Source organism: Actinopolymorpha pittospori (genome assembly GCF_014873875.1).
GTDB lineage: Bacteria > Actinomycetota > Actinomycetes > Propionibacteriales > Actinopolymorphaceae > Actinopolymorpha > Actinopolymorpha pittospori.
On the sequence record NZ_JADBEM010000001.1, the window covers coordinates 3,852,583 to 3,876,522 of the forward strand.

At 68.4% G+C, this 23,940-nt stretch carries 21 protein-coding genes; 12 read left to right on the forward strand and 9 right to left on the reverse strand.

Annotated features, from left to right (window positions below):
- Window positions 1-29 precede the first annotated feature (29 nt).
- Window positions 30-791, reverse strand: a complete 762-nt coding sequence (locus HEB94_RS18265) for a nucleotidyl transferase AbiEii/AbiGii toxin family protein (protein ID WP_192751008.1) — start codon at window positions 789-791, stop codon at window positions 30-32.
- Window positions 784-1,380, reverse strand: coding sequence for a type IV toxin-antitoxin system AbiEi family antitoxin domain-containing protein (locus HEB94_RS18270; RefSeq protein WP_238361560.1), 597 nt, complete (start codon window positions 1,378-1,380; stop codon window positions 784-786). The genes HEB94_RS18265 and HEB94_RS18270 overlap by 8 nt, the downstream gene beginning before the upstream one ends.
- A gap of 274 nt (window positions 1,381-1,654) precedes the next feature.
- Between HEB94_RS18270 and HEB94_RS49340 the strand changes: the two genes are divergently transcribed.
- A complete protein-coding gene (locus tag HEB94_RS49340; protein WP_202896415.1) occupies window positions 1,655-1,822 on the forward strand; it encodes a hypothetical protein in 168 nt (55 codons plus the stop codon).
- A gap of 52 nt (window positions 1,823-1,874) precedes the next feature.
- On the opposite strand, the gene HEB94_RS18280 is transcribed toward HEB94_RS49340, so the two are convergent.
- The gene (locus tag HEB94_RS18280; protein ID WP_192751010.1) at window positions 1,875-3,071 is read right to left on the reverse strand and encodes a DUF418 domain-containing protein; all 1,197 of its coding nucleotides are present in this window, start codon (window positions 3,069-3,071) and stop codon (window positions 1,875-1,877) included.
- Window positions 3,072-3,144: 73 nt separating this feature from the next.
- Between HEB94_RS18280 and HEB94_RS18285 the strand changes: the two genes are divergently transcribed.
- On the forward strand, window positions 3,145-3,933 hold the full coding sequence (locus HEB94_RS18285; RefSeq protein ID WP_238361561.1) for a TetR/AcrR family transcriptional regulator: 789 nt from the start codon (window positions 3,145-3,147) through the stop codon (window positions 3,931-3,933).
- A 106-nt stretch (window positions 3,934-4,039) separates the two neighbouring features.
- On the opposite strand, the gene HEB94_RS18290 is transcribed toward HEB94_RS18285, so the two are convergent.
- Complete coding sequence (locus HEB94_RS18290) at window positions 4,040-4,816, reverse strand: methyltransferase domain-containing protein (RefSeq protein ID WP_192756527.1); 777 nt, start codon at window positions 4,814-4,816, stop codon at window positions 4,040-4,042.
- Window positions 4,817-5,105: 289 nt separating this feature from the next.
- Here HEB94_RS18290 and HEB94_RS18295 point away from each other — a divergent pair, with 289 nt between their 5' ends.
- The 6 genes from HEB94_RS18295 to HEB94_RS18320 all read left to right on the forward strand — a co-directional run bounded on the left by HEB94_RS18295 (window position 5,106) and on the right by HEB94_RS18320 (window position 12,608).
- A complete protein-coding gene (locus HEB94_RS18295; protein WP_192751011.1) occupies window positions 5,106-5,927 on the forward strand; it encodes an SDR family NAD(P)-dependent oxidoreductase in 822 nt (273 codons plus the stop codon).
- Window positions 5,928-6,311: 384 nt separating this feature from the next.
- Entirely contained in the window at window positions 6,312-7,574 is a 1,263-nt protein-coding gene (locus tag HEB94_RS18300) for an ABC transporter substrate-binding protein (protein ID WP_192751012.1), read from the forward strand.
- Window positions 7,574-8,518 carry a carbohydrate ABC transporter permease gene (locus HEB94_RS18305; RefSeq protein ID WP_192751013.1) on the forward strand — a complete coding sequence of 315 codons (945 nt, stop codon included), beginning with the start codon at window positions 7,574-7,576 and terminating at the stop codon, window positions 8,516-8,518. The genes HEB94_RS18300 and HEB94_RS18305 overlap by 1 nt, the downstream gene beginning before the upstream one ends.
- An 8-nt stretch (window positions 8,519-8,526) precedes the next feature.
- Window positions 8,527-9,399: a carbohydrate ABC transporter permease gene (locus HEB94_RS18310; protein WP_192751014.1), complete on the forward strand. Its 873-nt coding sequence runs from the start codon at window positions 8,527-8,529 to the stop codon at window positions 9,397-9,399.
- A 20-nt stretch (window positions 9,400-9,419) separates the two neighbouring features.
- The gene (locus HEB94_RS18315; protein ID WP_192751015.1) at window positions 9,420-10,070 is read left to right on the forward strand and encodes a hypothetical protein; all 651 of its coding nucleotides are present in this window, start codon (window positions 9,420-9,422) and stop codon (window positions 10,068-10,070) included.
- A 30-nt stretch (window positions 10,071-10,100) separates the two neighbouring features.
- Window positions 10,101-12,608, forward strand: coding sequence for a GH116 family glycosyl-hydrolase (locus HEB94_RS18320; protein WP_192751016.1), 2,508 nt, complete (start codon window positions 10,101-10,103; stop codon window positions 12,606-12,608).
- A 78-nt stretch (window positions 12,609-12,686) separates the two neighbouring features.
- Here the strand turns inward: HEB94_RS18320 and HEB94_RS18325 are convergent, their stop codons facing one another.
- Window positions 12,687-13,907 (reverse strand): glycoside hydrolase family 76 protein, encoded by a 1,221-nt coding sequence (locus HEB94_RS18325; RefSeq protein ID WP_192751017.1) that lies wholly within the window; start codon window positions 13,905-13,907, stop codon window positions 12,687-12,689.
- Window positions 13,908-14,309: 402 nt separating this feature from the next.
- On the opposite strand from HEB94_RS18325, the gene HEB94_RS18330 reads away from it, so the two are divergent.
- Complete coding sequence (locus HEB94_RS18330) at window positions 14,310-15,407, forward strand: VanZ family protein (RefSeq protein WP_192751018.1); 1,098 nt, start codon at window positions 14,310-14,312, stop codon at window positions 15,405-15,407.
- Between the two features lie 24 nt (window positions 15,408-15,431).
- Here HEB94_RS18330 and HEB94_RS18335 read toward each other — a convergent pair whose 3' ends face one another.
- A complete protein-coding gene (locus HEB94_RS18335; RefSeq protein ID WP_192751019.1) occupies window positions 15,432-16,199 on the reverse strand; it encodes an AAC(3) family N-acetyltransferase in 768 nt (255 codons plus the stop codon).
- A 267-nt stretch (window positions 16,200-16,466) separates the two neighbouring features.
- On the opposite strand from HEB94_RS18335, the gene HEB94_RS18340 reads away from it, so the two are divergent.
- Window positions 16,467-18,071: a hypothetical protein gene (locus HEB94_RS18340; RefSeq protein ID WP_192751020.1), complete on the forward strand. Its 1,605-nt coding sequence runs from the start codon at window positions 16,467-16,469 to the stop codon at window positions 18,069-18,071.
- 56 nt (window positions 18,072-18,127) lie between these two features.
- Here HEB94_RS18340 and HEB94_RS18345 read toward each other — a convergent pair whose 3' ends face one another.
- On the reverse strand, window positions 18,128-19,276 hold the full coding sequence (locus tag HEB94_RS18345) for an acyltransferase (protein WP_238361562.1): 1,149 nt from the start codon (window positions 19,274-19,276) through the stop codon (window positions 18,128-18,130).
- 402 nt (window positions 19,277-19,678) lie between these two features.
- Between HEB94_RS18345 and HEB94_RS18350 the strand changes: the two genes are divergently transcribed.
- Complete coding sequence (locus HEB94_RS18350; RefSeq protein WP_192751022.1) at window positions 19,679-20,701, forward strand: alpha/beta hydrolase; 1,023 nt, start codon at window positions 19,679-19,681, stop codon at window positions 20,699-20,701.
- Between the two features lie 74 nt (window positions 20,702-20,775).
- Here the strand turns inward: HEB94_RS18350 and HEB94_RS18355 are convergent, their stop codons facing one another.
- Window positions 20,776-21,663, reverse strand: coding sequence for a slipin family protein (locus HEB94_RS18355; RefSeq protein WP_192751023.1), 888 nt, complete (start codon window positions 21,661-21,663; stop codon window positions 20,776-20,778).
- A 172-nt stretch (window positions 21,664-21,835) separates the two neighbouring features.
- Window positions 21,836-22,588, reverse strand: coding sequence for an isochorismatase family protein (locus tag HEB94_RS18360; protein WP_202896416.1), 753 nt, complete (start codon window positions 22,586-22,588; stop codon window positions 21,836-21,838).
- A gap of 171 nt (window positions 22,589-22,759) precedes the next feature.
- Between HEB94_RS18360 and HEB94_RS18365 the strand changes: the two genes are divergently transcribed.
- Complete coding sequence (locus HEB94_RS18365; RefSeq protein WP_192751024.1) at window positions 22,760-23,743, forward strand: aldo/keto reductase; 984 nt, start codon at window positions 22,760-22,762, stop codon at window positions 23,741-23,743.
- Window positions 23,744-23,940 lie beyond the last annotated feature (197 nt).

Sequence of the window (23,940 nt, forward strand, 5' to 3'; positions counted from 1 at the left end):
GCGTCCGTCGGCTGCCGGCGGTGGCGAAGTCAGGACGCGGGGTCGTCAGTGACTGCGGCCCAGGTGTCGCGGACGACGGTGAGTGCGTGGGCGGCAGTGATGGTGAGGCGGGTTTGGCCGCTGAGGTCTCGGTGCCAGGTCTGCTCACTTGGTGGCTGGTCAAACATGTGTGGCGTCGGAGGCTTGCCGGTTGGGCCGTAGCGGGCGAACAAGCATGCTGCTTCTGCGTTGATGGCGCCAATGCCAGCCAGCGACCACAGGTCGTACAAGTCACGGGAGACCCTGCGGTCGTTCCAGGCGGTGGTCTTCCATGCGGCGAACGAGGCGGGAGTGGGGACGGTCAACGCCACCGGTGGCGCGTCGGCGTAGCGTTGCAGCAACGATCTTCGCAATGTGGGCCAGGGCGGATACCCCCCGCTTCCCACAAGTTGGATCCTGACGGTGAGTCCGTCGGGTGCGATCAACACGGCGGGCTGTGCGTTTGGTACGGCGCGCAACGGTGGCTGCCAACGCAGCCCGGGGAACTCCCGTCGGACGCCCTGGACGAGGCGGTGCTCGACGGCTTCGGCAACGTGGTCACGATGGCGGCTAGTCATCAGATCGATGTCTTCGGAGAGCCGACCGTCGGTCAGGATCGTGCGGGACAGCGCTGTTCCGCCGAAGAAGAGCAGATCGTCGGCGAGCGGTTCCAGTGCGGCGAGTAGGTGGGAGATCAGATGATCTCGCCTGACCTGCGTGCGGGCGACGCCGAACTGGGCAGCCACGGCCGCCTCCTCGCGAGGATCAAGCACGCCCGGCCTCCTTCAACAGTCTGTGTAGCGTGGCCGTCTTGCGCTGTCGAGCGGCCAGGTCGCCCAGCATGGACTGGTCGGCGCGAGGTAACAGGGCTAGGGCGGCGGCCGTTGCTTCGCTGGACATGCCGCCCAGTTCGGGATGGGCGGCGAGGTCGAGAATCGTCTGCTCGATGCTGGTCACCCAGCCTGCCCCCAGCTCGGTGGTGGCACGCTGCAGATCTGTCCGCGCCAGGTCACGCCGTACGAACACGATCTGGGCGTTGCGATCGACCAGGTCGAGGATGCGCCGACGATGGTGATGGGTCGCGACGACCGCGACGCCCAGGGCTCGAGGGATGGCCCCGTGCAGGCGGGCTGCGCTGATACCCGTCAGTGCGGCGTCATCGACCGTTCCGCCGGCGACGGCGATGCCCAACGCCACTGCCTCCAACTCCGGCAGCCACGGCTGTCCCACAAGGTGGTCCGGGAGGACCGCGTAGTAGCCCGGCGCCACCCGGTGCAACGCGCCCTGCCGTTCCAGTCGGGCGAACTCCGGGCGAGGATGCGCGTACACGCTGGCCGCGTCGGCTGGGCGGAGCACGCGCATCGGCCCACGTAAGAGCGTTGGTGGCACCCGGCCTGGTGCCCTTCTCGCCATGACTGTCACCTCCGTTGGTTCCAACCCTACGCCTGTGACACTCATCGTCAGGGCGGGAAGCGGTCAGTTACCGCTATCGCCGCGAAGCCGGCTCGAGACGCGATGCCGGAACGGCAGGGCCAGCGCGGGTCGACCTTGACCTTGGGCCGAGGTTCAGGCTCGCCACCTGGCTACCGCATGCTCCAACAAATTCAGCAAAGCGGGTAATTCGACCTGGGCCGGAATGGTGCGGGTCGACGACACGGCGCTGGCCGTCACCGACACCGACGGTCCCGGTATCCCCGAGGTCTACCTCAACGGCTCCTACGCCAGCCAGCGGAGCCAAGCTCCGCGCCGCGGGCGTACCCATCCCACACCAGTGACGGCGCTCGCAGAACGACCCCGGACCTGAAGCGACCAGGTCCGGGGCCGTGCTGCGTTGCGGCCGCCGCGTTGGCCGGCGACTACGACCGAGGCCCGTAGGTCAGGCGGCGCAGGACGGTCTCCGCGGGACCGGCCTGCTGGCGCTTGTCCAGCAGGAGAGCGATCAGAACGGTCGCGAGCCAGACGGCCGCCGCGATGATGAGTCCGGTCAGCGTGGGGCTGCCGAAACGGTCGCCGAGGTGGAGCGTGAAGGGCGCCAGCAGGATCAGCCAGGCCACCGACTGGAACAGGTATCCCGACAGGGAGCGCTGACCCAGGGCGGAGAGCGCGCCGACGACGGGACCGGATCGGGTGACCCGGGTGGCGATCAGGGCGAACACGGCCACGTAACCCGGCCCGGCGAACATGCCACTGGCGCCGTGGAGCATCACCGTCATGCTGGCGGTCGACCCGTCGACGTGCAGCCATCCGGCGCTGATCAGGGCGGCCGGAAGCCCTCCGACGAGGGCGACGCCGAGCCCCAGGACGGCGGTCCACGTGAGCAGACTCTTGTGCTGGGCCGGCTCTTCGAGGATTCGGCGGCGGGCTGCCCACATGCCCAGCCACGTGATCATGATGAAGGGCAGGACGGTCATCGTGTGCATCGGCCATTCGCCGAGGCGATCCAGCATGGACGCGAAGTACCCGGGCGCGGCGAGGGAGCCGACGTGGCCCGACGGCAGCGGGGCCGATCCGCCCGGACCCGCGAGGCTGCTCACCACGAGGGCGCCGACGACCAGGACCTCGATCGCCGACAGTGCCCAGAGCACCAGCGCGATCCGGTGGAACTTGTCGGAGCGGCGCAGCAGGACCAGGGTCATCACGACCCCGACGATCCCGTAGGCACCGAGGAAGTCGCCGTAGTACAGCAAGGTGGCGTGCGCGATCCCGAAGACGACGAGCCAGAGGTTGCGGCGCAACAGCACCGAGCGGACCTGCTTCGGCGTGGCGCCGGAGGCGTCCTGGCGGCGGGCGAGTTGGACGAGTCCGTAGCCGAACATCACGGCGAAGACCGGGTAGCTGCGGGCGTGGATGAGTTCGAAGAGCAGGAAATTGAGGCCGCGGTCGGCACCTGCTGGCGTGGCGTCGAGGCCGGGCTCGCCGGCGAAGACAACTCCGGCGACGTTGGCCAACGCGATGATCAGCAGCATCGCTCCCCGGGTCAGGTCGGGTGCGAGGGCGCGTTCGGCGCGCCGCACCGGCCCTCTCGACGTCCGCGGTGCCGTGGCAATGCTCATGTTCGTCTGTCCCCTTGGACTCGTGGCTTAGTTTCAGAGAAAAAGTATCACAGGCAAACTAATGTGGTCTGACATGATGAACCCTGATTTCAGGGCGAGCGAGGGAGCCATGACCGGCGAGGACTTCGTTCCGGCGCCGCTGCGCCGGCTGTGGCGGATGTCGGAGTCCTCGCGTCTGGGACGGCCCGCCGCCCTCGACGTCGACGTCGTCGTCGCCGCGGCGGTGGAGATCGCCGACCGCGACGGGCTCGGCGGCGTGACCCTTCCCAAGGTCGCCAAGAGCCTCGGCTTCACGGGGATGTCGCTCTACCGGCACGTCGGATCCAAGGAGGAGCTCCTCGCGCTGATGGCCGACTCCGCCCTGGGTGCGCCGCCGGAGATCGACACCGACGACTGGCGCGCAGGGCTGCGCGGCTGGGCCTTCGCGCATCGCGCGGTGTACCAGCGCCGGCCGTGGCTGACGCGCGTACCTACCTCCGGGCCGCCCTCCGGGCCGAACCAGATCGCCTGGATGGACGCCGCGCTGGCAGCCATGTCCCGCACCAGCCTCGAGTGGGGCCCCAAGGTTGGCGTCCTGTCGCTGATCAGCGGCTACGTGGTCCAGTCGGTGCGGCAGTTCAGCGAACTCGCGGAGGGCAGGCCGGAGGGGCAGGGGCAGGTCGACACCGAGCGCGACTACGGCCGCGCGCTGGCGCGGCTCGTCACTCCCGAACGCTTCCCCGAGGCGGCCCGGCTGTTCTCCTCGACGCTGTTCGAGGCGCCACCGCCGGACACCGCCGACGAGACGATCGCCGACGCGGACTTCTCGTTCGGGCTGGAGCTGATCCTCGACGGCATCGCCGTCTCGATCGAGCGGTCCTGAACGACGCGTACGTCAGCGAGGTGCCACGGCCCCGACGGCTGACGTCGCGCGCGAGGTGAGGCTGGTTCGGTTCGTCTACGACTGGCCCGCGGCGAAAACGGTGGGGTCAGGTTGCCGTCGCCAGGAAGACGTACCGGTTGATGCTGAAGAGGTAGTCACCCTCGTCGCTGCGCGCGCGAAGGTCGGCGAGCCATGCCGCGGCGTCGGCCTCGCGGAGGCCCTGCCGGCCCACGACGAATCGCGCGATCGTGTCCATGTATCTGGTGCTGAACGCGTCCGGGGCCAGCTGCGCGTTGAACATCGCGTACACCCGTTGCTCCGTGACCTGGAATCCGGCCCGACGCAGCAGCCCGGCGAGCGTCCTCGGGAGACGCGGGTGCACGAGGTGTTCCTCCCACGCCGCGAGGACGCGTCGGTGCAGCTCCTGGTCAGCCGTGTGCCACACCAGCGAGTCCGCGTCCGTGTCGAGGATCAGCGAACGCCCTCCGGGCCGAAGGACCCGCCGCAACTCGCTGAGCGCTCCCGCGATGTCGGCGACGTACTCGTACACCTGGATGGACGCCGCCGCGTCGAACGCGCCGTCGGGGTACGGCAGTGCGACGGCGTCACCGTCGTCGATGTGGACCCACGGCATGCCGTCGGTACGGGCGGTGGCGAGCGCGTTCATCGCCGGGCTCGGGTCCAGACCATGCGCCGCACCCGTCGGGCCCACCGCCTCCGCGATCGACGCGAGCAGATAACCCGGGCCGGATCCGACGTCGAGTACACGCTCTCCCGGTCGCGGTGCGAGCAAGGACAGCACTTCTCGCCGTTGGGCCGCGACGTCAGGGCTCGCATACGTTCGTTCGGTGCTCCGCGCACCGCTCTCATCGAAGCGAAGCATGCTCACCGCTCAACGGTACGTCGCGCGATGGTCGAGATCGCGCCAGCCGTTCCTGTGGCCAGACGGCCGCTGGTAAAGGGTGGAAACGGGCTTTTTCGGATGGAGCGCAGTCGTCCTCGGCCAGGGCGGGATCAGTCGCGCCGGACGCTCACGCAACTACCTCGGAGCATTGGTCATTCTCCGTCCAATTCTCACCGCTTAGTGTTGCGGTCGTGCCAATCCTGGCACCCGTTCACGGGCGTAGTCCGCCCACGGCGAGTTCGCCGTCGACCGACATGGAGAAGTGACGATGAGGACCTGGTTCATCACCGGCGCCTCCCGCGGCTTCGGCCGCATCTGGGCCGAGGCCGCGCTGAACCGCGGCGACCGGGTGGCGGCCACCGCCCGAGACCCGCGGGCTCTGGCGGCGCTCGGGCAGATCGCCGGCGACCGGGTCCTCCCGCTGTCCCTTGACGTCACCGACCGAGCGGCGGTGGTCGCGGCGGTCGACCGTGCACACGAGCACTTCGGCACGCTCGACATCGTGGTCAACAACGCCGGACACGGGCTGTTCGGAGCCGTCGAGGACGTCACCGAGGAGCAGGCCCGTCGGCAGCTCGACACCAACGTGCTCGGCGCCGTGTGGGTCACCCAAGCCGCGCTGCCCCACCTACGCACAGCGGGCGCCGGGCACATCATCAACGTGTCGAGCATCGGCGGGATCGTGGCATGGCCGTTCCTGTCCCTCTACAACGCCTCCAAGTTCGCGGTCGAAGGCTTCAGCGAGGGTCTGGCCAAGGAGATCGCGCCGTTCGGCGTCAAGGTGACGATCGTCGAACCCGGACCGTACGCCACGGACTGGGGCGGCTCGTCGTCCATCCAGGCCACGACCTCTCCGGCGTACGCGGGCCTGGCCGCCCAGATGGCGGCCATCGACGCCGCCACGCCGCAAGGCGACCCGGCGGCCACAGCGCGGGCGATCCTGGAACTGGTGGACACCGCCGAGCCGCCGCTGCGCCTGTTCCTCGGGGACACGCCCCTGCCGATCGCGGTGGAAACGTACGCGGAACGCCTCGCCGAATGGCAGAAGTGGAACCACGTTTCCACCCTCGCCCAGAAGCTCGCCGACTGAGCACCTCCGCCGCTCCCCGGCAGGACCCGCGTCGGGCAAACCCGCGTGGCACCAACGGCACCTCTCAGCGACCCGTTTCACCGGCGGCACGTACGTGACCGCGCGGACTGACCGGAACAGGCCGCCACCAGATCCTTGCGCCTGCTACCTCGCCGGGGTTGCATACGGATCGATGATCCGTTGACGCGGTGACGGCCCGGAGGTGGAAAAAGGGCCGGCGTACGTGTGATCGAAGAGCTATTCCGGGGTTGTTCGGCAGCATCGATCCGTCACAGGTCCAACCTCGAGGAAATGTTCGGCGCCTCTTACGGAACGCCTCAGGGAGGGATCCTCGCGATGGACTCCAGGCATCAGAGACTGTCTCGACGTTCGATGCTCCGCGCGATGGGCGCCGCGGCACTCCTGCCCGCCGCCGCGCCGCTGGCGGCCTGCGGCGGCGACGGCGACGGCGCGAACAGCGGAGAATCGACTCTCACGTTCGTCTACTACGGGGATGCGCAACTACAGAAGAGTTACACCACTCTCTTCAAGCAGTTCTCCGACGAGAATCCACACATCAAGTTGAGGGCCCAGGGGATTCCGGGGGACTCATGGGCCGGATTCGCGAACGCCGTGGCGACACGGATCGCCGGAGGTCAGCCTCTGGACGTGGTTCAGATCGCGACCGAGGGTCAGCGAATCTTCGCGTCCAAGGGCCTGCTCGAGCCGTTGGACCCCTACGTCAAGAAGGACCAGGCCGCGGTCGACGACTACTTCAAGGACGTTCCTGAGGCGCTGAAGAAGTGGACCGATCACTATGCCGCCTCCGACGGCAAGACCTACTACATCCCCGGTAGCTACAACACCGTCGCCATGCATGTGAACACCGACCTCTTCACCAAGGCCGGACTGGAGATTCCCACCGACGAATGGAGTTGGGACGATCTCCGGTCGGCGGCCGAGGTCATCAAGAAGAAGACCGGCGCCTACATCATGCCCGCCGGCAACAGCTACTTCGCCGAGGTGATGCCGTGGCTGTTGACCAACGGGGCCTCACCGATCGACGCGGACTGGAAGACGGCCACCTTCGACGCGCCGGCCGCGATCGAGGCCGCTGAGTTCGTCCGTTCACTCGTTGTCGACGGGTTGGCGCCGAAACCGGGCGGCACCTTCGACGCGGCGACGCTGATGCGGCAGGGAAAGCTCGCATGCATGGCGGGCGGCAGGTGGCTGGCCAACGGGCTGCGCACCGTGAAGTTCGTCGACCCGGTGACGCTGGTGCGTTTCCCGCAGAAGACCCAGACCGGTACGCCGCTCGGCTGGGACGCGTGGCCGATTCTGAAGCAGTCGAAGAACAAGGACGCGGCGTGGACCCTGATCAAGTTCTTCATGTCCAAGAAGTTCGGGGACGCCCTCGTGCAGAACGGCACGGCCGCAGTGCCCGCCCGCGCCTCGGTGGCGACGAGTGCGGCGTTTCTGGAGGACGCTCCGAAGAACACCGAACTGCTCTCGTCCATCCTGGACGAGTCCACTCCGATTCCTGGACCAGACCGAGGCGCTGAGACGCAGGCAGCGATCGAGGAGGCCTGGCTGGCAGCGGTCAGTGGTACCAAGGCTCCGGCGACGGCACTCGGCGAGGCCAATGCCAAGCTGGAGCAACTGCTCTGATGGGATCTCCCCGACTGGCTTCCGCCACGATCGACTCCCCGGCTGTCGAGGCGCGGCATCGACCACGGAGAAAGGGCCAGTCCGGGCTCGCGGGATGGCTTTTCGTCAGCCCCGCGGTGCTCCTCTTCGTGGTCTTCGTCCTGGGGCCGTTCGTCGCCGCGATGATCTTCAGCCTGTACGCGTGGGACCTGCTGACGCCGCCGCAGTTCGTCGGGCTGCAGAACTTCAGGAAACTGGGCAGCGATCCCATCCTGCTGCGCTCCCTGGCCAACACCTTCGTCTTCGCGTTCGCTTCGGTGGTCACCCACATCGTGGGCGGACTACTCCTGGCGATGGCGGTGAACCGGCCTCTGCATCGCGCCCTCTCCTACCTGGTGCGCACGTGTGTCTTCTTCCCGTTCCTCATCTCCTGGGCAGCGGTCGCGTTGCTGTGGCGGTATGCGCTCGACCCGACGTTCGGTCTGGTCTCGCACTACGTCTCCCGGCTGGGCTTCACCGTCCCTGGATTCTTCTCAGACCCCGACTGGGCCCTGCCCTCCATCATCGGGATCGACTTCTGGCACACGATCGGCTACACGTTCCTAATCATGCTCGCCGGCATCCAGACCGTCCCGAAGGAGCTGGTCGAGGCCGCGAGGGTCGACGGTGCGTCCGGGATACGGACGTTCTTCCACGTCACGCTCCCGATGATGTCGCCCACCTTCTTCTTCGCCACCATCATCACCTTCATCGGTGCCTTCCAGATCTTCGATCCGGTACAGATCATCACCAGTGGTGGCCCGAACGATTCGACCATCACTGCCGTGATGTATCTGTACCGAACGGGATTCGAGGCCTTCCAGGTGGGCTACGCGTCGGCCATCGCTCTCCTCGTGTTCGTGGTGATCATGCTGGTCACCCTGCTGCAGTTCTGGGGTTCCCGAAAGTGGGTGCACTCGGCATGACCTCGACCATGGAGTCAGAACGGGGCACCGTGGGATCGGTCCCGGTACGACGGCGCGCCAGTCTTCGGCCGTCGAACATCGTCGTCAGCGTCGTTCTGCTGGTGATCGCGCTCATCATGGTCGCTCCGCTGGTCTGGCTGGTCAGTACCAGCCTCACGGCACCCGAGGCCGCGTTCTCGCTCCCGCCGAAGTGGATCCCGCGCCCGTTCAGCCTGGAGAACTTCCAGGCTGTCGACGATGTGCTCCCGTTCGGTCGGATGGCCCTGAACAGCGTGATCGTCTCCGTCATCGTCGTCTGCGGGTCGTTGTTCACTAGTGTCCTGGCGGCGTTCGCCTTCTCGCGGCTGTCCTTCCCCGGGCGCGGTCCACTGTTCATGCTGCTCCTCAGCGCCCTCATGGTTCCGACGCAGTTGACGGTCATCCCGGTCTTCGTCCTGATGCGCAACATCGGGTTGATCGACAACCTGGCGGCGATCTGGCTCCCCGCGCTGGTCAACGTGTTCGCCATCTTCTTTCTTCGGCAGTACTTCAACACCATTCCGCGCGAGCTGGACGACGCGGCACGCATCGATGGCGCCGGGAACGTGCGGATCCTCTTCCAGGTCATCGTTCCGCTGTCCGGTCCTGCCCTGTCGGCGTTGGCGATTCTCGGCTTCGAAGCCTCGTGGAACAACTACTTCGGCCCGCTGATCTTCCTGACCAGCCCTGAGAAGATGACGCTTCCGGTGGGCCTCGTCTCACTGCAGTCCAATGTCGGCGGCGCCACACCCGGCGTCATCTTCGCGGCCATCACCCTCGTCGTCGTGCCGATGCTGGTGCTGTTCCTCGCCTTCCAACGGGCGTTCGTGCAGAGCATCGCCTCGGTGGGGATCAGGGGATGAACCCGCCGGCGGAGGATGTCATGCGCCGAGCCGTCAGGAGTGCGTGGACGAGCCTTCCCCTCTACCTGCTCGGCAGCCTGGTGGTGGCGAGCGCTCTCGCTGTCACGATGTGGATGGCGCCCGGAGTCAACCTGCTGTCCCTGATGTCGCTCTGCTACCTCGTGACGCCGCTCATGGCGCCGATGATCAGGGCGACCCAGGTCCTCGCCACCAGCGACGACACGTTCAGGCTCAGAGACTATGTGGCCACGCTCCCTACCGGCTGGTCGGTGACGGTCCGACTCGCGTCCCCGATAGTGGGCGTTCTCGCCTTGACCGCGGTCGCCTTCACCGCCTGGCGCTCCTCGGGCCACGACCTGTTCCTGGTGCCGCTGGGGGTGGGGGCGTCCATCACCGTCGTCGGCGTTCTCGGTTTCCTCATGGCCTTTCCGCTCGCCCTCGAGGACCGCCGCCGATCCTTCGGGTACCTGTGGATCCATGGACTGCACCTGGCGGCGCGCGGCATCGTCCCCACCGTCGCGATCGTGGCGACGATGGGACTGGGACTCTGGCTGCTGCTGAACGTGTCCGCCGGACTGTTGGTCGTGCTTCCCGGCGCGATCGCGGTGGTCTGGACCGTTGCGTTTCTGACCGCCCAGTCGCGCAGCCACCTGACGACGACAGCCCACTGACGCATCCACCGCGACGATCGAGGAGTTCTCATGTCCCGCAGGGAGTGGCCCGTCCTCCGGACCTATGACGCCGACCATCTCGATCGGATCAGCCTTCCCCTGGGCGGGATCGGTACCGGCACGATCGGACTGGGTGGTCGCGGCGACCTGAGGGACTTCGAGGTCGGGAACCGCCCCGCCAAGGGCTTCCGCCCCGCCGTGTGCATGGCAGCCCTGCGAACGCAGTCCAGCGCCGGTGTCCAGACCCGCGTGCTCGAAGGACCTCTTCCGGACTGGGCGTTCGAAGGATGGCGTGGTGCGACTGCCGCCAACCATGGCCTCCCGAGGTTCGCGCACCCCAGTTTCGACGGCTCCTACCCACTCGGCAGAGTCCGTCTGGACGACGACTCCAGCCCGGTCTCGGTCAGCGTCGAGGGTTTCAACCCGATGGTCCCCGGCGACCTGGACGCGAGCAGTTGGCCGACGGTTGTGCTGAGGTACCGGCTGGTGAACAAGACGGCCGTTCGGGTGAACGCCAGTGTCGCGTTGTCGTTGTCGAACTTCGTCGGATCCGACGGCACCCATGACCAGACCGGTGACAACCGCAACACCATGGTGACGGCCCCAGGGGTGACCGGAATCCGGATGGAGGCGCCGACCCTCGATGCACGGGCGGAGCCCGCCGGGGAGTTCGTGCTGGCGGTCCTTGGCGAGGACGCCGCCGAGGTCAGTGCCCGGACGGCGTGGAGCAGCGCGAGTTGGGGTGGGGGCCTGCTCGACTTCTGGGACGACCTGACCTCCGATGGTCGACTTGACGACCGTTCCGGGACCGACCGGCGTCCGGTCGGCAGCCTGTGCAGGTCGGTGGACCTGGCTCCGCGGTCGGAGGGCGAGGTCGTCTTCATCCTGGCCTGGCGTTTCCCGAACCGCCGAGCCTGGCGCTCGGAGGACCACGGCATCGACGTGGCGGAGTACGCCGAAGAGATCGTCGGTAACCACTACGCCGAGGTGTTCGGGTCGCCCTGGGAGACCGTCCAGCGGTTCGCGGATCACCTCGACGCCCTCGAAGCCCGCACGGTGCGGGCGGTCGGTGCCCTGGCGGCCTCGTCGGTACCGGCAGAGATCAAGGAGGCAGCCATCTTCAACCTCAGCACGTTGCGGAGCCAGACGGTGTTCCGTACGGCTGATGGCAGGTTCTACGGCTGGGAGGGCCTCACCGATCGGACCGGTAGTTGTTTCGGCTCCTGCAGCCACGTCTGGGGGTACGAGTTCGCCACGGGATTCTGGTTTCCCGAGATCTCCCGGTCCATGCGGGAGACGCAGTTCGGGCTGTGCACGGACGACCGCGGGCACATGAGCTTTCGGGTGGGCCTGCCGATCGAGAAGGCCCGCACCTGGAAGATCGCCGCGGCGGACGGCCAGATGGCCACCCTGGTGCATCTCTACAACGACTGGCGGCTCTGCGGGGACGACGAATGGCTTCGACGACTGTGGCCCTCCGCCCGGAAGGCCATGGAGTTCTGCTGGATCGAGGGTGGCTGGGACGCCGACGCGGACGGGGTCATGGAAGGCTGCCAGCACAACACGATGGACGTGGAGTACTACGGCCCGAACCCACAGATGGGGTCGTGGTATCTCGCCGCTCTCCGGGCGTGCGCGGTGATGGCAGAAGCCTTGGGCGAGCCGGACTTCGCGGCCCGCTGCACCGCCCTCGCGGACGCCGGGTCGAAGTGGCTCGACGCGCACCTCTTCAACGGCTCCTTCTATCGGCATCTGGTGCGGCCCGTTGAAGAGGACGGCCTCATCGCCGAGGGTCTGCGACACCCGAGCATGGGCAGCGCCAGTGTCGAGGATCCGGACTTGCAACTCGCGGATGGCTGCCTGGTCGACCAACTCGTCGGCCAGTACGCCTCCCGGACCGTCGGGCTCGGCGCTCTCCTTGATGGCGAGCACGTGGCCACCACACTGGAGAGCATCTGGCGGCGGAACTTCCACCGTGACCTGTCCGGCCACTTCAACAACATGCGGAGCTATGCGCTGGCCGACGAGGCGGCGACCCTGATGTGTTCCTACGACGAGGGGAACCGTCCGGCCCGACCGTTCCCCTACTTCAACGAGGCGATGACCGGCTTCGAGTACACCGCGGCGACCTCGATGATCTTCGACGGCGATCGAAGTCAGGGGCTGGAACTGATCCGCGCCGTACGGGACCGGTATCGAGGCAACCGAAGGAATCCCTACGACGAAGCCGAATGCGGGTTCCACTACGCCCGGGCGATGGCGAGTTGGTCGGCGTTCGTGGCCTGGACCGGATTCGGCTGGGACGCGACCACCGGAGCGTTGTCGGTCGACCTCGGCCGGACCGACGCGAGCACGTTCTGGACGGTCGGCAGCGGTTGGGGGACCTGGACCCAGACCATCGAGGGTGACCACCTGGTGGGGCGGGTGACGGTGGAGGAAGGTGACGTCGCGCTGAGATCGATGGCGGTCGCTGGGATCACGGTCCCTGTCTCGTTGCGCGAGGGGAGCGCCGAGGTCCGGCTCGACCTACCAGCTTGAGCGGACTCTCGCCAGACCTGGGATGACCGACGGCTCCGGACCGTACGACACGGGTCCGGAGCCGTTCGGATCCTCCGCTCAGGTGAGCTTGTGGTAGTCGTCCGGCGACCAGGCGAGCATCGCCTCGATACGGACCATGCCGGACTGCTCCAGCAGCGTGACCGGATCGGAGCCGTCGAAGCGGTAGAGGCCGGTGGCGGGGTCGCGGAACCGTTCGTGGGCCTCGTCGGCGTACCACTGCATCGCGGCGCGGTAGGCGGGGTCGGGTCGGAGCACCGACAACTGCAGCAGGTTGGCGAAGAAGATGGCGTGGAACCTCGCCGGCTGGCTGAAGTAGCGCTCGTTGTCCGCGTAGAACGCGAGCGCCTTGTCCGCGGTGTCGGCGGCCTGGTCGAGGTAGCTCCGCTCGCCGGTCGCGCGGTGGAGCAGGACTCCGGCACCGATCATGACGCCCTGGTTGTAGGACCACTGGGTCTTCTCGATCCTGCCGGCCAGGTCGACGTGGTCCCAGTAGAGGCCGTTCGGCGCGAGCATGTACGACCGCACCCAGTCATACATCCGGGTCGACCACTGGAGGTAGTACGGGCGCCTGGTGGCGAGGTAGAGGTGGGCGCCCACCTCGGCCCCGGGCGCGTTGGAGACGGTGTTGCGGTCGTTGCTCCAGCTGGCCTGGGTCCAGAAGACCCCGCCGGGGCAGGGGTGGCTCGGGTCGGTGTCCCACCCGAAGACGAGCAGGTCGAAGATCTCGGCCGCCCGTCGCAACGCCGCCGCGTCTCCGCCGCTGGCCATGTTGTGGCGCTGGAGCATGCCCAGGGCGATCCACTCGTTGTCGTCGTAGAACTTGTCGCCGCCCTGCCCGAGCGGTGGGCGCAGGTAGGAGTCGTAGCCGGGCGGGTCGGTCTCGGCGTTCCAGTAGCCCTCGAGCGCGGAGTAGCGGTCGTCGACGTCGCGTGCGTAGCGATGCCCGAGGCCCCGCAGGCCGGCCAGGTCCTGGGTCGCGACCATCGCCTGCGAGAACGGCCAGACGTACGCCCACGGGTTCCCTCCCGTACGGGGGTACTCCTCCAGGTAGTGACCGCTCGCCGTGTCGTGGAAGTAGCGCTGCAGTGCGGCGTAGCTGTCCTGGGCTCGCCGGGCGTACCGCATGCGGGACGCGGGGCCGACGTTCTCGACGTCCGCCAGCCCCTCACCGGGGCGTGTCTCGGCGTGCGCGATCGTCGGGGCTCCCACCGCCGTCGCGGCGGCCAGCCCGCCGAGCAGGACAGCCCGACGCGACAGGGCGCTGAGGCGATGATCCACGTGCTCCTCCTGGTCGTTTCAGGGGACGGTCGGCGGGTTCCGCGTACGCCGCGTCCGAGGTTGAGGTGGTTGGACACCTGCAGGTGGTGGTTCCCGCGTTGTTCCGGTCGAAGGCACGGACCACCAACAGTGAGGCGCCGGACACAAGGTGCCGCCGATCTGGCAACGCGTCAATCGGCTGTGGCGGCCGTTACCGGCGTGCGTCGCCACCCCCGGTGACCACCACGCTCCGCTCAGGTGCAAGCCAGGCTTGACAGAGCTGTCCGGCTCTGTGTCATCGCCGTGCCCGGAACCTCCCAGCACGGCCGCCGAACTCGATGAACTAGATTCACCGGTCGACACGGGCAGGCGTCAGGTCTGGTGAGGGCAGACCACGAACGAGTGTGAACGAAGGGTCAGGCATTGCTTTCCGACCGGCTGTTGCCAGCCCTGCCGGCGCTGTTCGGCGGGACGCTGCTCGCCTTCATCTTGTTCGTACCGTTCGTCTTCCGCAGCTATCGGCAGCGCGGCGAGGTGGGGCTCGGCCCGGCACTGCTCGCGTTCGGCTTCCTGGTCTACGGGTTCGCGCTCGTCGCCTACACGCTGTTCCCGATACCCCACGTCGACGACGCGTGGTGTTCGGTCAACGCGGCGACGAGCCATCCGCAGCTCGACCCGCTGCGTTTCCTCGACGACATCGCGCGGGAGCAGCGGACGCCGGGCCTGCGCGGGGTGCCGGCGAACCCGGCGATACAGCAGATCCTGTTCAACGTGGCGTTGTTCGTTCCACTCGGCGCGTACGTCCGCCACTACCTCCGGCGCGGTGTGGTCACCGCGGTGCTGGCGGGGGCCGGGGTGTCGCTCCTGATCGAGGTCACCCAGTTCACCGGGAACTGGTTCCTGTTCCCGTGCGCCTATCGTCTGTTCGACGTGGACGACCTGCTCGCCAACAGCCTCGGCGCGGCCGTCGGCGTCATGTTCGCGCCGCTGCTGCACCTGCTCAGCGGACGCCAGGGCGCCCTCGGCGCGGATGTCGCCCGTCCGCTCACCGCCGGGCGGCGGGTGTTGGGGATGCTGGTGGACCTCGTCGCGGTCTTCCTGCTCGGCGGAGTCCTCGCCACCGTCCTCGACCTGGTCGTCGAGTACGGCTTCGACGCCCAGGTGGCGGAGCAGCCGTGGGGCGCACTGGCGAACTCCGCCCTGAAGCCCTGGCTACCCGCTGTGCTGCTGCTGGTCCTCCCCTCACTCCGTGCGGACGGCGTCACGTTCGGGCAGCGTGCCGTACGGCTGCGCCGAGCCGGCCCGGACGGCACCCGGCCGGGACTCCGGCTCGTTCCCGCACTGCTGTTCGGAGGCTTCGGCTACTGCCTCCTGGTCGGGCTCGCTCCCTTCGCTCCGGGGGCGGGCGGGTTGGCCAACCTGATGGCCCCGGTCTGCCTGGTGCTCGCCCTGACGCGAACCCACCGGGGGTTGTCCGGGCTGGTCTCCGGGCTCACCTTCACAGACGCACGCGAGCGGTGACGGAGACCAGCCAGGTCACGGCGTTCAGCCGCGCGCGGGGGCGTCCCGGACGAAGAAGCCGGGTGCCGCGCGCAACACCTCGGTCCCGAGCGACACCAGACTGCCGACGGGCATCAGCCGGGCCGTCGCGGCTCCGACCGGGCCGAGCGTCTGGAGCCCGCGCTGGGCGAGCAGCGGTTCGATGGCGCTGAAGTTCCGCGGTGTTCCGTACCGATGGACCCAGTAGTCACGTCGCTCGGTGCGGTCACCCACGTGGAGCACCGCGTGGACCGGCAACGGTTGCAGGTGGTAGTCGGATCCGGTGACCTCCTCCACGTGGTGCAGGGTGGTGTTGGACTCGTGGCCACAACCCAACAGCAGGATCACTGCGTCCGGGTCGGCCGCGAGGCGGGCGTAGGGCGAACCCGGGCCGCATGGGGTCACACAGTCCTCGTGGCCCTCGGTCAGTCGCCGCGCCGCGGCGCCGACTGCCGCCACGGAGTGGGTCGGATGGACCGATCGCCGGGCTCCGTCCCAGGTACGCACCGTCTCCGCGATGGCGCCGGTCCACGCTCGTGAGCCGACGAGATCGAAGACCACCTCCTCGTGCGGGCCGATGTGCTCGTGTCCGGTGAGAGTCGGAGCGAGCACGGTGCCCTCGGCTCCCACGACGTCGAGCAACGCCCGGACGACCGTGGGAGCGCCACCGACCACGTGCCCCATGGACGACAACGACGAGTGGACCAGAACGTGATGTCCGGGCCGTAGCCCCAGCAGCGTGAGTGCCGAGCCGATCTGTTCCGCGTCGACCATGCGTACCGTCCTTCGTGAGTTGTCCCCCGACCAGGCATGCGTCGCGGTTTCGGGGCTCCCGCATCCTTGTAGGATCGCCCGGATGCCAGGGAGCCGAAGAGATCGATCCCCGTGTCGGCGTCCACCCTGTCGCTGCCGGCTCGAAGGCTGCGAGCGTAGATGACCGCCGCCACCTCGCCAACTCACCCACCCGGCAGTCCACCGGCTGCCGCGGAGGCTGGATCCTCCGGCTCGTTGCGGCGGGGCCTTCGGGGACTTCGGGACCGCGTGGGCAACGTGGGCGGGCTCGTGGTGTGGGCGGCGGTCCTGGCCGGGATCGTCGTCCGGGTGGCGCTGTGGTGGCAGGACCGGGCGTTCTGGCGCGACGAGCTGGCGTTGGTACAGAGCCTGGACGCCTATCCGCTCCGGAAGCTACTCGGCGGTCCGTTGGCCGACACCCAGTCCGCACCACCGGGCTGGCTGCTGCTGGAACGGCTGGTGTCCCTCGGGCTCGGCACCGGGGAGCGCGCCTACCGGCTGATCCCGCTGCTGCTCGGCTGCGGGACGTTGGTGCTGGTCGCCCTGCTGGCGAGGCGCTTCGTCCGCCACACCTGGACCGCGGCGATCCCGGTGCTCGCGCTCGCCACCCTTCCCCAGCTGGTCTTCTACTCCGCCCAGGCGAAGCAGTACACCACCGACACGTTCCTGGTCACCGCCATGCTTCTGGTCGCGGTCGGCCTGATCCGCGGTGGGCCGTCCCGACGACTCGAGATCGGCTGGTACGCCCTGCTCGCCGTCGGTCCGTGGCTCTCGCACGGGTTCATGCTGGCGGCGCCACTCGTCGCCCTCTGGGTCGGGATTTTCCAGTGGTGGCGCGGGGTCCGATCGTTCCTCGGAGTGCTGGTCCGACTGGCCGGCCCCGGACTCTCCTTGCTGCTCGCGGCCCTGTGGGCCCGCCATCTCACCTCGCTCTCCCCGGCGTTCGAGTCCTACTGGGCGCCGTTCATGCGCACCGGCGACAGTGGCTTCCTGAGCTGGAACCACTTCGTCTGGGAGGACTTCGCGATCAGGGAGCTGGGGTTCGCCCGGTCCGGGGCGCTGGCCCTGCTCGCTCTTCCCGTCCTGGGCGTGGTCGTCGCGTTCGCGCGGCGGTGGTCCAGGAGCACGGCCGTGCTCCTGGTGCTCCCGCTCGTCGCGGCGTACCTGTTCGCCTTCGCGGGGATGTATCCGTTCGGTCGCCGGCTCGTGCTGTTCTGCGTACCAGGCCTGCTCGTGGCGCTGGCTGTGTTGGTGGACGCGGTCATCGGCGTCGTTTCGAGGGCCCGTGGTCGCTGGGTGGGGCAGGCCGCCGGGCTGGTCGGGGTGGTCGGGCTCGGGTTGTGTGCCTGGACGACTCCGGCGCGCCTCGACCTGAACCTGCGCTACCAGTACGGCGCGGACGACTACCGCATCGCCCTCCAGTTCGTCGAGTCCCGGTGGAAGCAGGGCGACGTCCTCGTCATGGGTAACGGCGACCGGGTGGCCTTCCGGGTCTACGGGGTGCGCCTCGGACTGCCGGAGGAGCGCGCGTACCGCGTGCGGCCCGTTCCGGAGGGGACCAGACGGGTCGGCTGCCCCCTTCCGGCCGAGATCACCTCGGCCGGACGCATCTGGTTGGTCACCGGCGACGCGGTCCCGATCTTCCCCGACGAGCGGAGCCGGCACTCGGCGATCAGCCCGTTCCTCGATCGCTACCGCCGGGTGTACTTCGCCGACAAGGGGCACGTGTCGATCCAGGTCCTGCTGCCCGGACCGGCTGATGGCGTCGCACCACCGCCGGCCGGGTGCCTCTCGTTCGCCCCCGTAGGGCCGGCCGGCGCGCCGGGACTCGCGCCCGCGCTGCCGGTCGAGTGACGGCGGGCTCGTCGGTCGGTGTCAGCGCGTCCCGAAACGGTGGGGCGACGCGTCGTTCAGACCAGCCGCCGGGCGTAGGGGATGCGCCGCAACAGCCAGACCACCGCTGAGCACACGGCGAGGATGGCGATGATGGCACCTGAGTGGTAGGCGATGCTGGACCACGGCGAGCTGAACCGTGGCTGGTAGTCCCGGACGAACAGCACCGGGATCGGATGGATCAGGTAGATACCGAGCGTGAGGTCGGCCAGGCGCTGCCCGATGGGTCTCTTCGCCTGGCTGGCAGGGCGCTCGCTGGAGCGGTCGACCGGACCGCCGTCGCCGAGGAACGCCCGCAGGAAGAAGACCGCGGAGATGGCCATGATCATGGGGCCGAGCAGGTGGTGGTGGTACAGCATCAGGCCGTACCGGTTGCCGAACGCGATGTGCATGACCCAGTTGCCCATGGCGTTCGCCAGCATGACGCCGACGAACGTCGCGGCGGCGATCCAGGCGACGCGGCGGCGGTTGGCCGGCATGGGCGTCGTCAACAGCACGTACCCGAGAAGGTAGTACCCGATCCAGGGCACGAAGTAGCTGAACGCGTTCGGGTCCACACCGAGCCCGGTGAGTGACCGGTGGAGCTTGTCGACGAAGGCCAGGCCGACAGCCAGTGCGGTCGCCACGACGACGTACTTGCGGGGTGCCGCGTCGATGAACAACCGGAGGAACGGCGTGAACAGGTAGAGCCCCATGATGACGAACAGGAAGTACAGGTGATAGTAGGGCCGGCCGAGCAGGAGGAGCTTGGAGAAGTCCGTCCAGACCAGCTCCTGACCGGTCGTCAGGCGACTGAACCAGACGTAGAAGCATGACCAGACCAGGAGCGGAATGGCCAGTCTGGACGCGCGGCGGCCATAGAAGGTGCGCAGTGACTGGGCACGGCCGGATTGGAGTAGTACGGCACCGGACGCCATCACGAACAACGGCACACTGAACCGGCTGGTGGCCGCGACGAGATTCCCGAAATGCCATTCGCGGTCGGAAACCTTGCCCCACTCCCACACCAGGTGCGTGCACACATGGCCGGAGACCACAGCGATCGCCGATACGACCCGCACCCACGACAACCACGGAACGTATCGACGGGTACGGGAGGGCGCTTCGCTTGGCGTTTCTGCCGCTGCGCCAGCTTCCGTCGCCGCCGCCTGGGCAGATGACGCCATAAAGTGCCCCCTGAATGTGGTGTAGGCGAGACAGGCAGACGACGCTGCCTCGAAAGCCAGTCGCGAACGTATACCTCGCCCTGGGCAAGGATCTATATCTGCCTCCAGGAAAGTGTCGAAAACTACCAATGGCGACTCCTCCGTAGCGGCGAGTTCTCGACGGTGATCAGACGCGAGCCGGTTCCGCCACCGGAGACAATTCGTTTGACTTTCGCCCGCCCGTGAACTCGTGGAGTACGTGGCTCCATCGGGTGGCCCTACGGGCGTCGGGCGGCGAGGACCCTGGCCGGAACACCGGGCGTACGGCCGGAGCTCGCAGGACCAGTGGGGGACCAGTCACAAGCACCCAGGAACCACCATGAGGCATGGGCGGAATGGGCATGGGTCCGTGCGGAGGGCGCGATGAACACCAGCGACGTGGACGGGCCGGGCAACGACACCTTTGTCGAACCCCGCACTCAGGCATGGTTGGAGGAGTTCGAAGCGGCGACGGCCGGCGCCCCGCCCGTGTACGAGCTCTCGCCGCAGGATGCCCGGCAGGCGTTCCGGCACCTGCAGGCCAGTGTTCCGGTCGACCTCGCCACGGCTGACCTCGCGACGGCTGACGTCGCGACGACTGACATCGAGGATCGAACCATCGCCGGCGGACCGACGGGCGAGGTCGACATCCGGATCGTGCGGCCGAGGGAGGCCAGCGGAGCGCTCCCGGTCGTTCTCCACTGCCGTGGCGGTGGCTGGGTCCTGGGCGACAAGGACACCCACGACCGGCTGATCCGGGAGCTGGCCGTCCGGGCCGGAGCGGTGGTCGTGTTCGTCGACTACACGCCGGCACCTGAGGCGCGGTACCCGGTACAGAACGAGCAGGCCTACGCGGCCCTGGAATGGGTCGCGGCGAATCCGACCGAACTGGCCGCCGCCCCGAACCGCATCGCCGTCGTCGGGGACAGCGCGGGCGGCGCCATCGCCGCCGCGTTGACCCTCATGGCCAAGCAACGTCGTGGCCCGAGGATCGCCGCGCAGGTGCTCTTCTACCCGACGACGGATGCCAACTTCCACACGCCGACCTACGAGCGATTCGCCGAGGGGCCGTGGCTGACCCGCCGGGCGATGGAGTGGTTCTGGGACGCCTACCTGCCCGATCATGGACGGCGCTCCGAGCCCACGGCGGCGCCGCTGCGGGCGTCGAGCGGCCAGTTGGGTGGGCTCCCGCGGGCGCTGGTCATCAACGGCGAGAACGACGTCCTACGCGACGAAGGTGAGGCCTACGCGCGCCGGCTCGCCCAGGCGGGCGTACGCGTCACCCAGGTGCGCTACGGCGGCACCATCCACGACTTCGTGTTGCTCAACCCGATCGCGCGGGCACCCGCGGCACGGGCCGGCACCGTACAGGCGGGGGAGTTCCTACGCGAAGCCCTGGCCCGCTGAACGTCTCGACATGGGCCGACCTGGCGAGTCCGCCCGCTTCGCGCCGCGGTCCGCAGGAGGGGGAGCGCGGGTGCCTATGTGCGGGTCTGCCGGGGCACCCTTCCTGTCGTGCCCTGCCGCGAGGGCATGGCTCCTTCGGAGTCGCGAATGTCGGAGGGGGCAAGCTCGGCCCCTTCGACGTCGCCCTTGGCGGACAACTGCCGGACGAGTGCATCCGCTCCCTGGTCGAGGAACCGCAGCAGCTCCACCGGGAATGGGAGGACGACCGTCGAGTTCTTCTCCGCGGCGACTTCGACGATGGTTTGGAGCAGACGCAGCTGCAGCGCGGCCGGCGCGTCGGCCATCGCGGTCGCGGCGGACGCGAGCTTCTTCGACGCCTGGAACTCCCCGTCGGCGGTGATGACTCGAGACCGCCGTTCGCGTTCGGCCTCGGCCTGCCGTGACATCGACCGCTTCATCGTTTCCGGTAGGGCGACATCCTTGATCTCCACCCTGTCGATCGCGACGCCCCAGCCGACGGCCGGGCTGTCGATCATGAGGGCGAGCCCTTCGTTGAGCCGCTCACGGTTACAGAGCAGATCGTCCAGCTCGCTCTTGCCGATGATGGAGCGCAACGATGTCTGTGCGACCTGGGAGACCGCGAACACGTAGTCCTGCACCTCGACGGTCGCGCGAACCGGATCCACGACCCGGAAGTAGACCACCGCGTCCACCCGCACGGTGACGTTGTCGTGCGTGATTCCCTCCTGGGCGGGAATCGGCATCGTCACGACCTGGACGTTGACCTTACGCAGGTGATCCACGATCGGGACGATCATGGTGAGACCAGGTGGCCGAGGCGGTGGTTGGACCTGGCCAAGACGGAAGACCACACCGCGCTCGATCTGCCGCACTACCCGCGCGCTCGCCGCGAAGCCCACAAGAGCCAGACAAATGATGCTGAGCACAACAGCGAGAACCATCGCTGACCTCCAGTATCAGAGGGCAACTTCAATCCTATGCCGCGCCCTCGCCGGCACCTCACGGAAGGCCAAACCGGAAAAATGCCGTACCGTCCCGCTGGAAACGATGGGCGAGTTCGAGAGGTCGGTCCGCGGACGCGGCCCGCACCGGCGCCTGGGGCTGGCGTCGCACTCAGGGGCGGAGCAGGTCGGTGCTGCGCACACTCGGACACAGGTGGCGTTCGATGTGCTCGACGACGAGTTCCGTACCGCGCTCGTGGCTCACGTACGGTGGCATCGCGGGGTTGTACATCGCGTCGGTCAGGTCGCGCACGAGGATCGTGTCGAGGCCCCACCGAACGAGGTTCCTGATGCCGAACGAGCGTCGCAGGACGCACATGTTGGTGTGGACGCCGAGGATCAGGACGGTCCGTCTCTCCTCGGCGCGGAGCAGACTGTAGACCTCGGTTCCGTCGTCGGAGATGGCGTCGCGGTCGTCGATCCTGATCGCCTCGTGCTGGCGCGACCATGCTGGATACCAGGACTCCTCGCCTGTGTCGGAGCCACCGTCGGAGTCGTCGATCGGAAGCGACGGCTCGGGGAGGGCCGGCGTGGACGGGGGCTGGAGCGGGGGAACGTCGGCGAGGCGTCTGCGGGCCGGATGGTCGCGGTAGAAGTCGAGCGTCTCCGACGGCGCGTGCACGATGAGCGTTCCTCGGCCGCGTAGCTGCTCGGCGACCTCGTTGATCCGCGGTGCCAGGACGTCGACGCGTGCCGCGGCGCCCCGACTCCAGTGCTGATCCCAGACGTCACAGATGACCAGCGCCGTCCGCGCGGGCGAGACCTCCCGTACGTCGGTCACGGCGCTCGCACCGGCGGGCCGGGTTCGCAGCGTCAGGGACAGCGGCTCGCTCGGACCGCCGTGGCCAACTTCGTCGCCCAGCAAGGCGCCTCCCCGTACAACGGTTTCGGAACTGCTCGTGAGCCCGCGGCTCGATGGTAGTGGGAATCCCGGCGTGTTCCACCGGGCTTCGCTCGCCACTATCGGAGAGCGCCGTCAGCCAGGTACCGTCGCGGCGTTCGTACCTTGTGCGGGGCGACGGAAGGGAACGTGCCGATGCGGACGAACCTGCTCGGGAACACCACGGTCGAGGTCACCGAACTCGGTTTCGGCGGTGGGCCGCTCGGCGGCCTCTTCGAGTCCGTGGACGACGAGGGCGCCACGGCGGCTCTGTCGGCGGCCTGGGACAGCGGCATCCGGTACTTCGACACCGCGCCGCACTACGGCATCGGCCACTCCGAACGGCGGTTCGGTGAGGTCCTGCGCCACAAAGCCCGCGGCGAGTACACCCTGTCGACGAAGGTCGGCCGGGTGCTCGTCCCGCAGGAGGCGAACGGTCGTAGCGACGAGGACTTCGAGGTGCCCGCGACCCATCGGCGGGTGTGGGACTTCTCCCGCGACGGTGTTCGACGTAGCGTCGAGGACTCGCTCACCCGCCTGGGCCTGGACCGGATCGACGTGCTGTACCTCCATGACGCCGAGGACCATTTCGAGGCGGCGCTCCGCGACGGGTATCCGGCGTTGGCGGAGCTTCGCTCGGAAGGGGTGGTGGGTGCCATCGGCGCCGGGATGTACCACGCCGGGATGCTGACGACGCTGGTTCGGGAGGCAGACGTCGACGTCGTGCTGCTGGCCAGCGGCTACACGCTGCTCGAGCACCGGTCTCTCGACGACCTGTTGCCCGCCTGCGCCGAACGAGGAGTGTCCGTATTCGCGGCCGCGATCTTCAACTCGGGGATCCTCGCCACGCCGCGGCCCCCGGACGACGCGTACTTCGACTACGCGCCCGCGTCGCCGGAGGTGCTGCGGCGGGCACGTCGCATCGCGGACGTCTGTGAGGCGCACGGGGTCACGCTCCCGGAAGCGGCGATGGCCTTTCCGCTGGCCCATCCCGTGGTCGCGGGCATCATCGTCGGCATGCGTTCGGTGACGGAGGTGCGCCGTAACATCGCGTCGCTCCAGGCCGAGGTGCCGCCGGGGCTGTGGGCCGACCTGCGAGGCGAAGGGCTCGTGGACGAACGCGCGCCGCTGCCGGCGTGAGCCGACCGACCTTCCACGCCGGACCTCGGTCGCCTCGGCGACCCCACGCCGTACGGCGACGAACCGAGGTCGGTAGCGTCGTGAAGGAAGAGTGCTGCCGCCACCACGCAAGGGCGGCATGTACGTCACATCCGAGTACGGCCGCAACCGGGACGTTCGTCTTGGCCGGGCGACATGGATCTTCTGCCCCGCCGCGC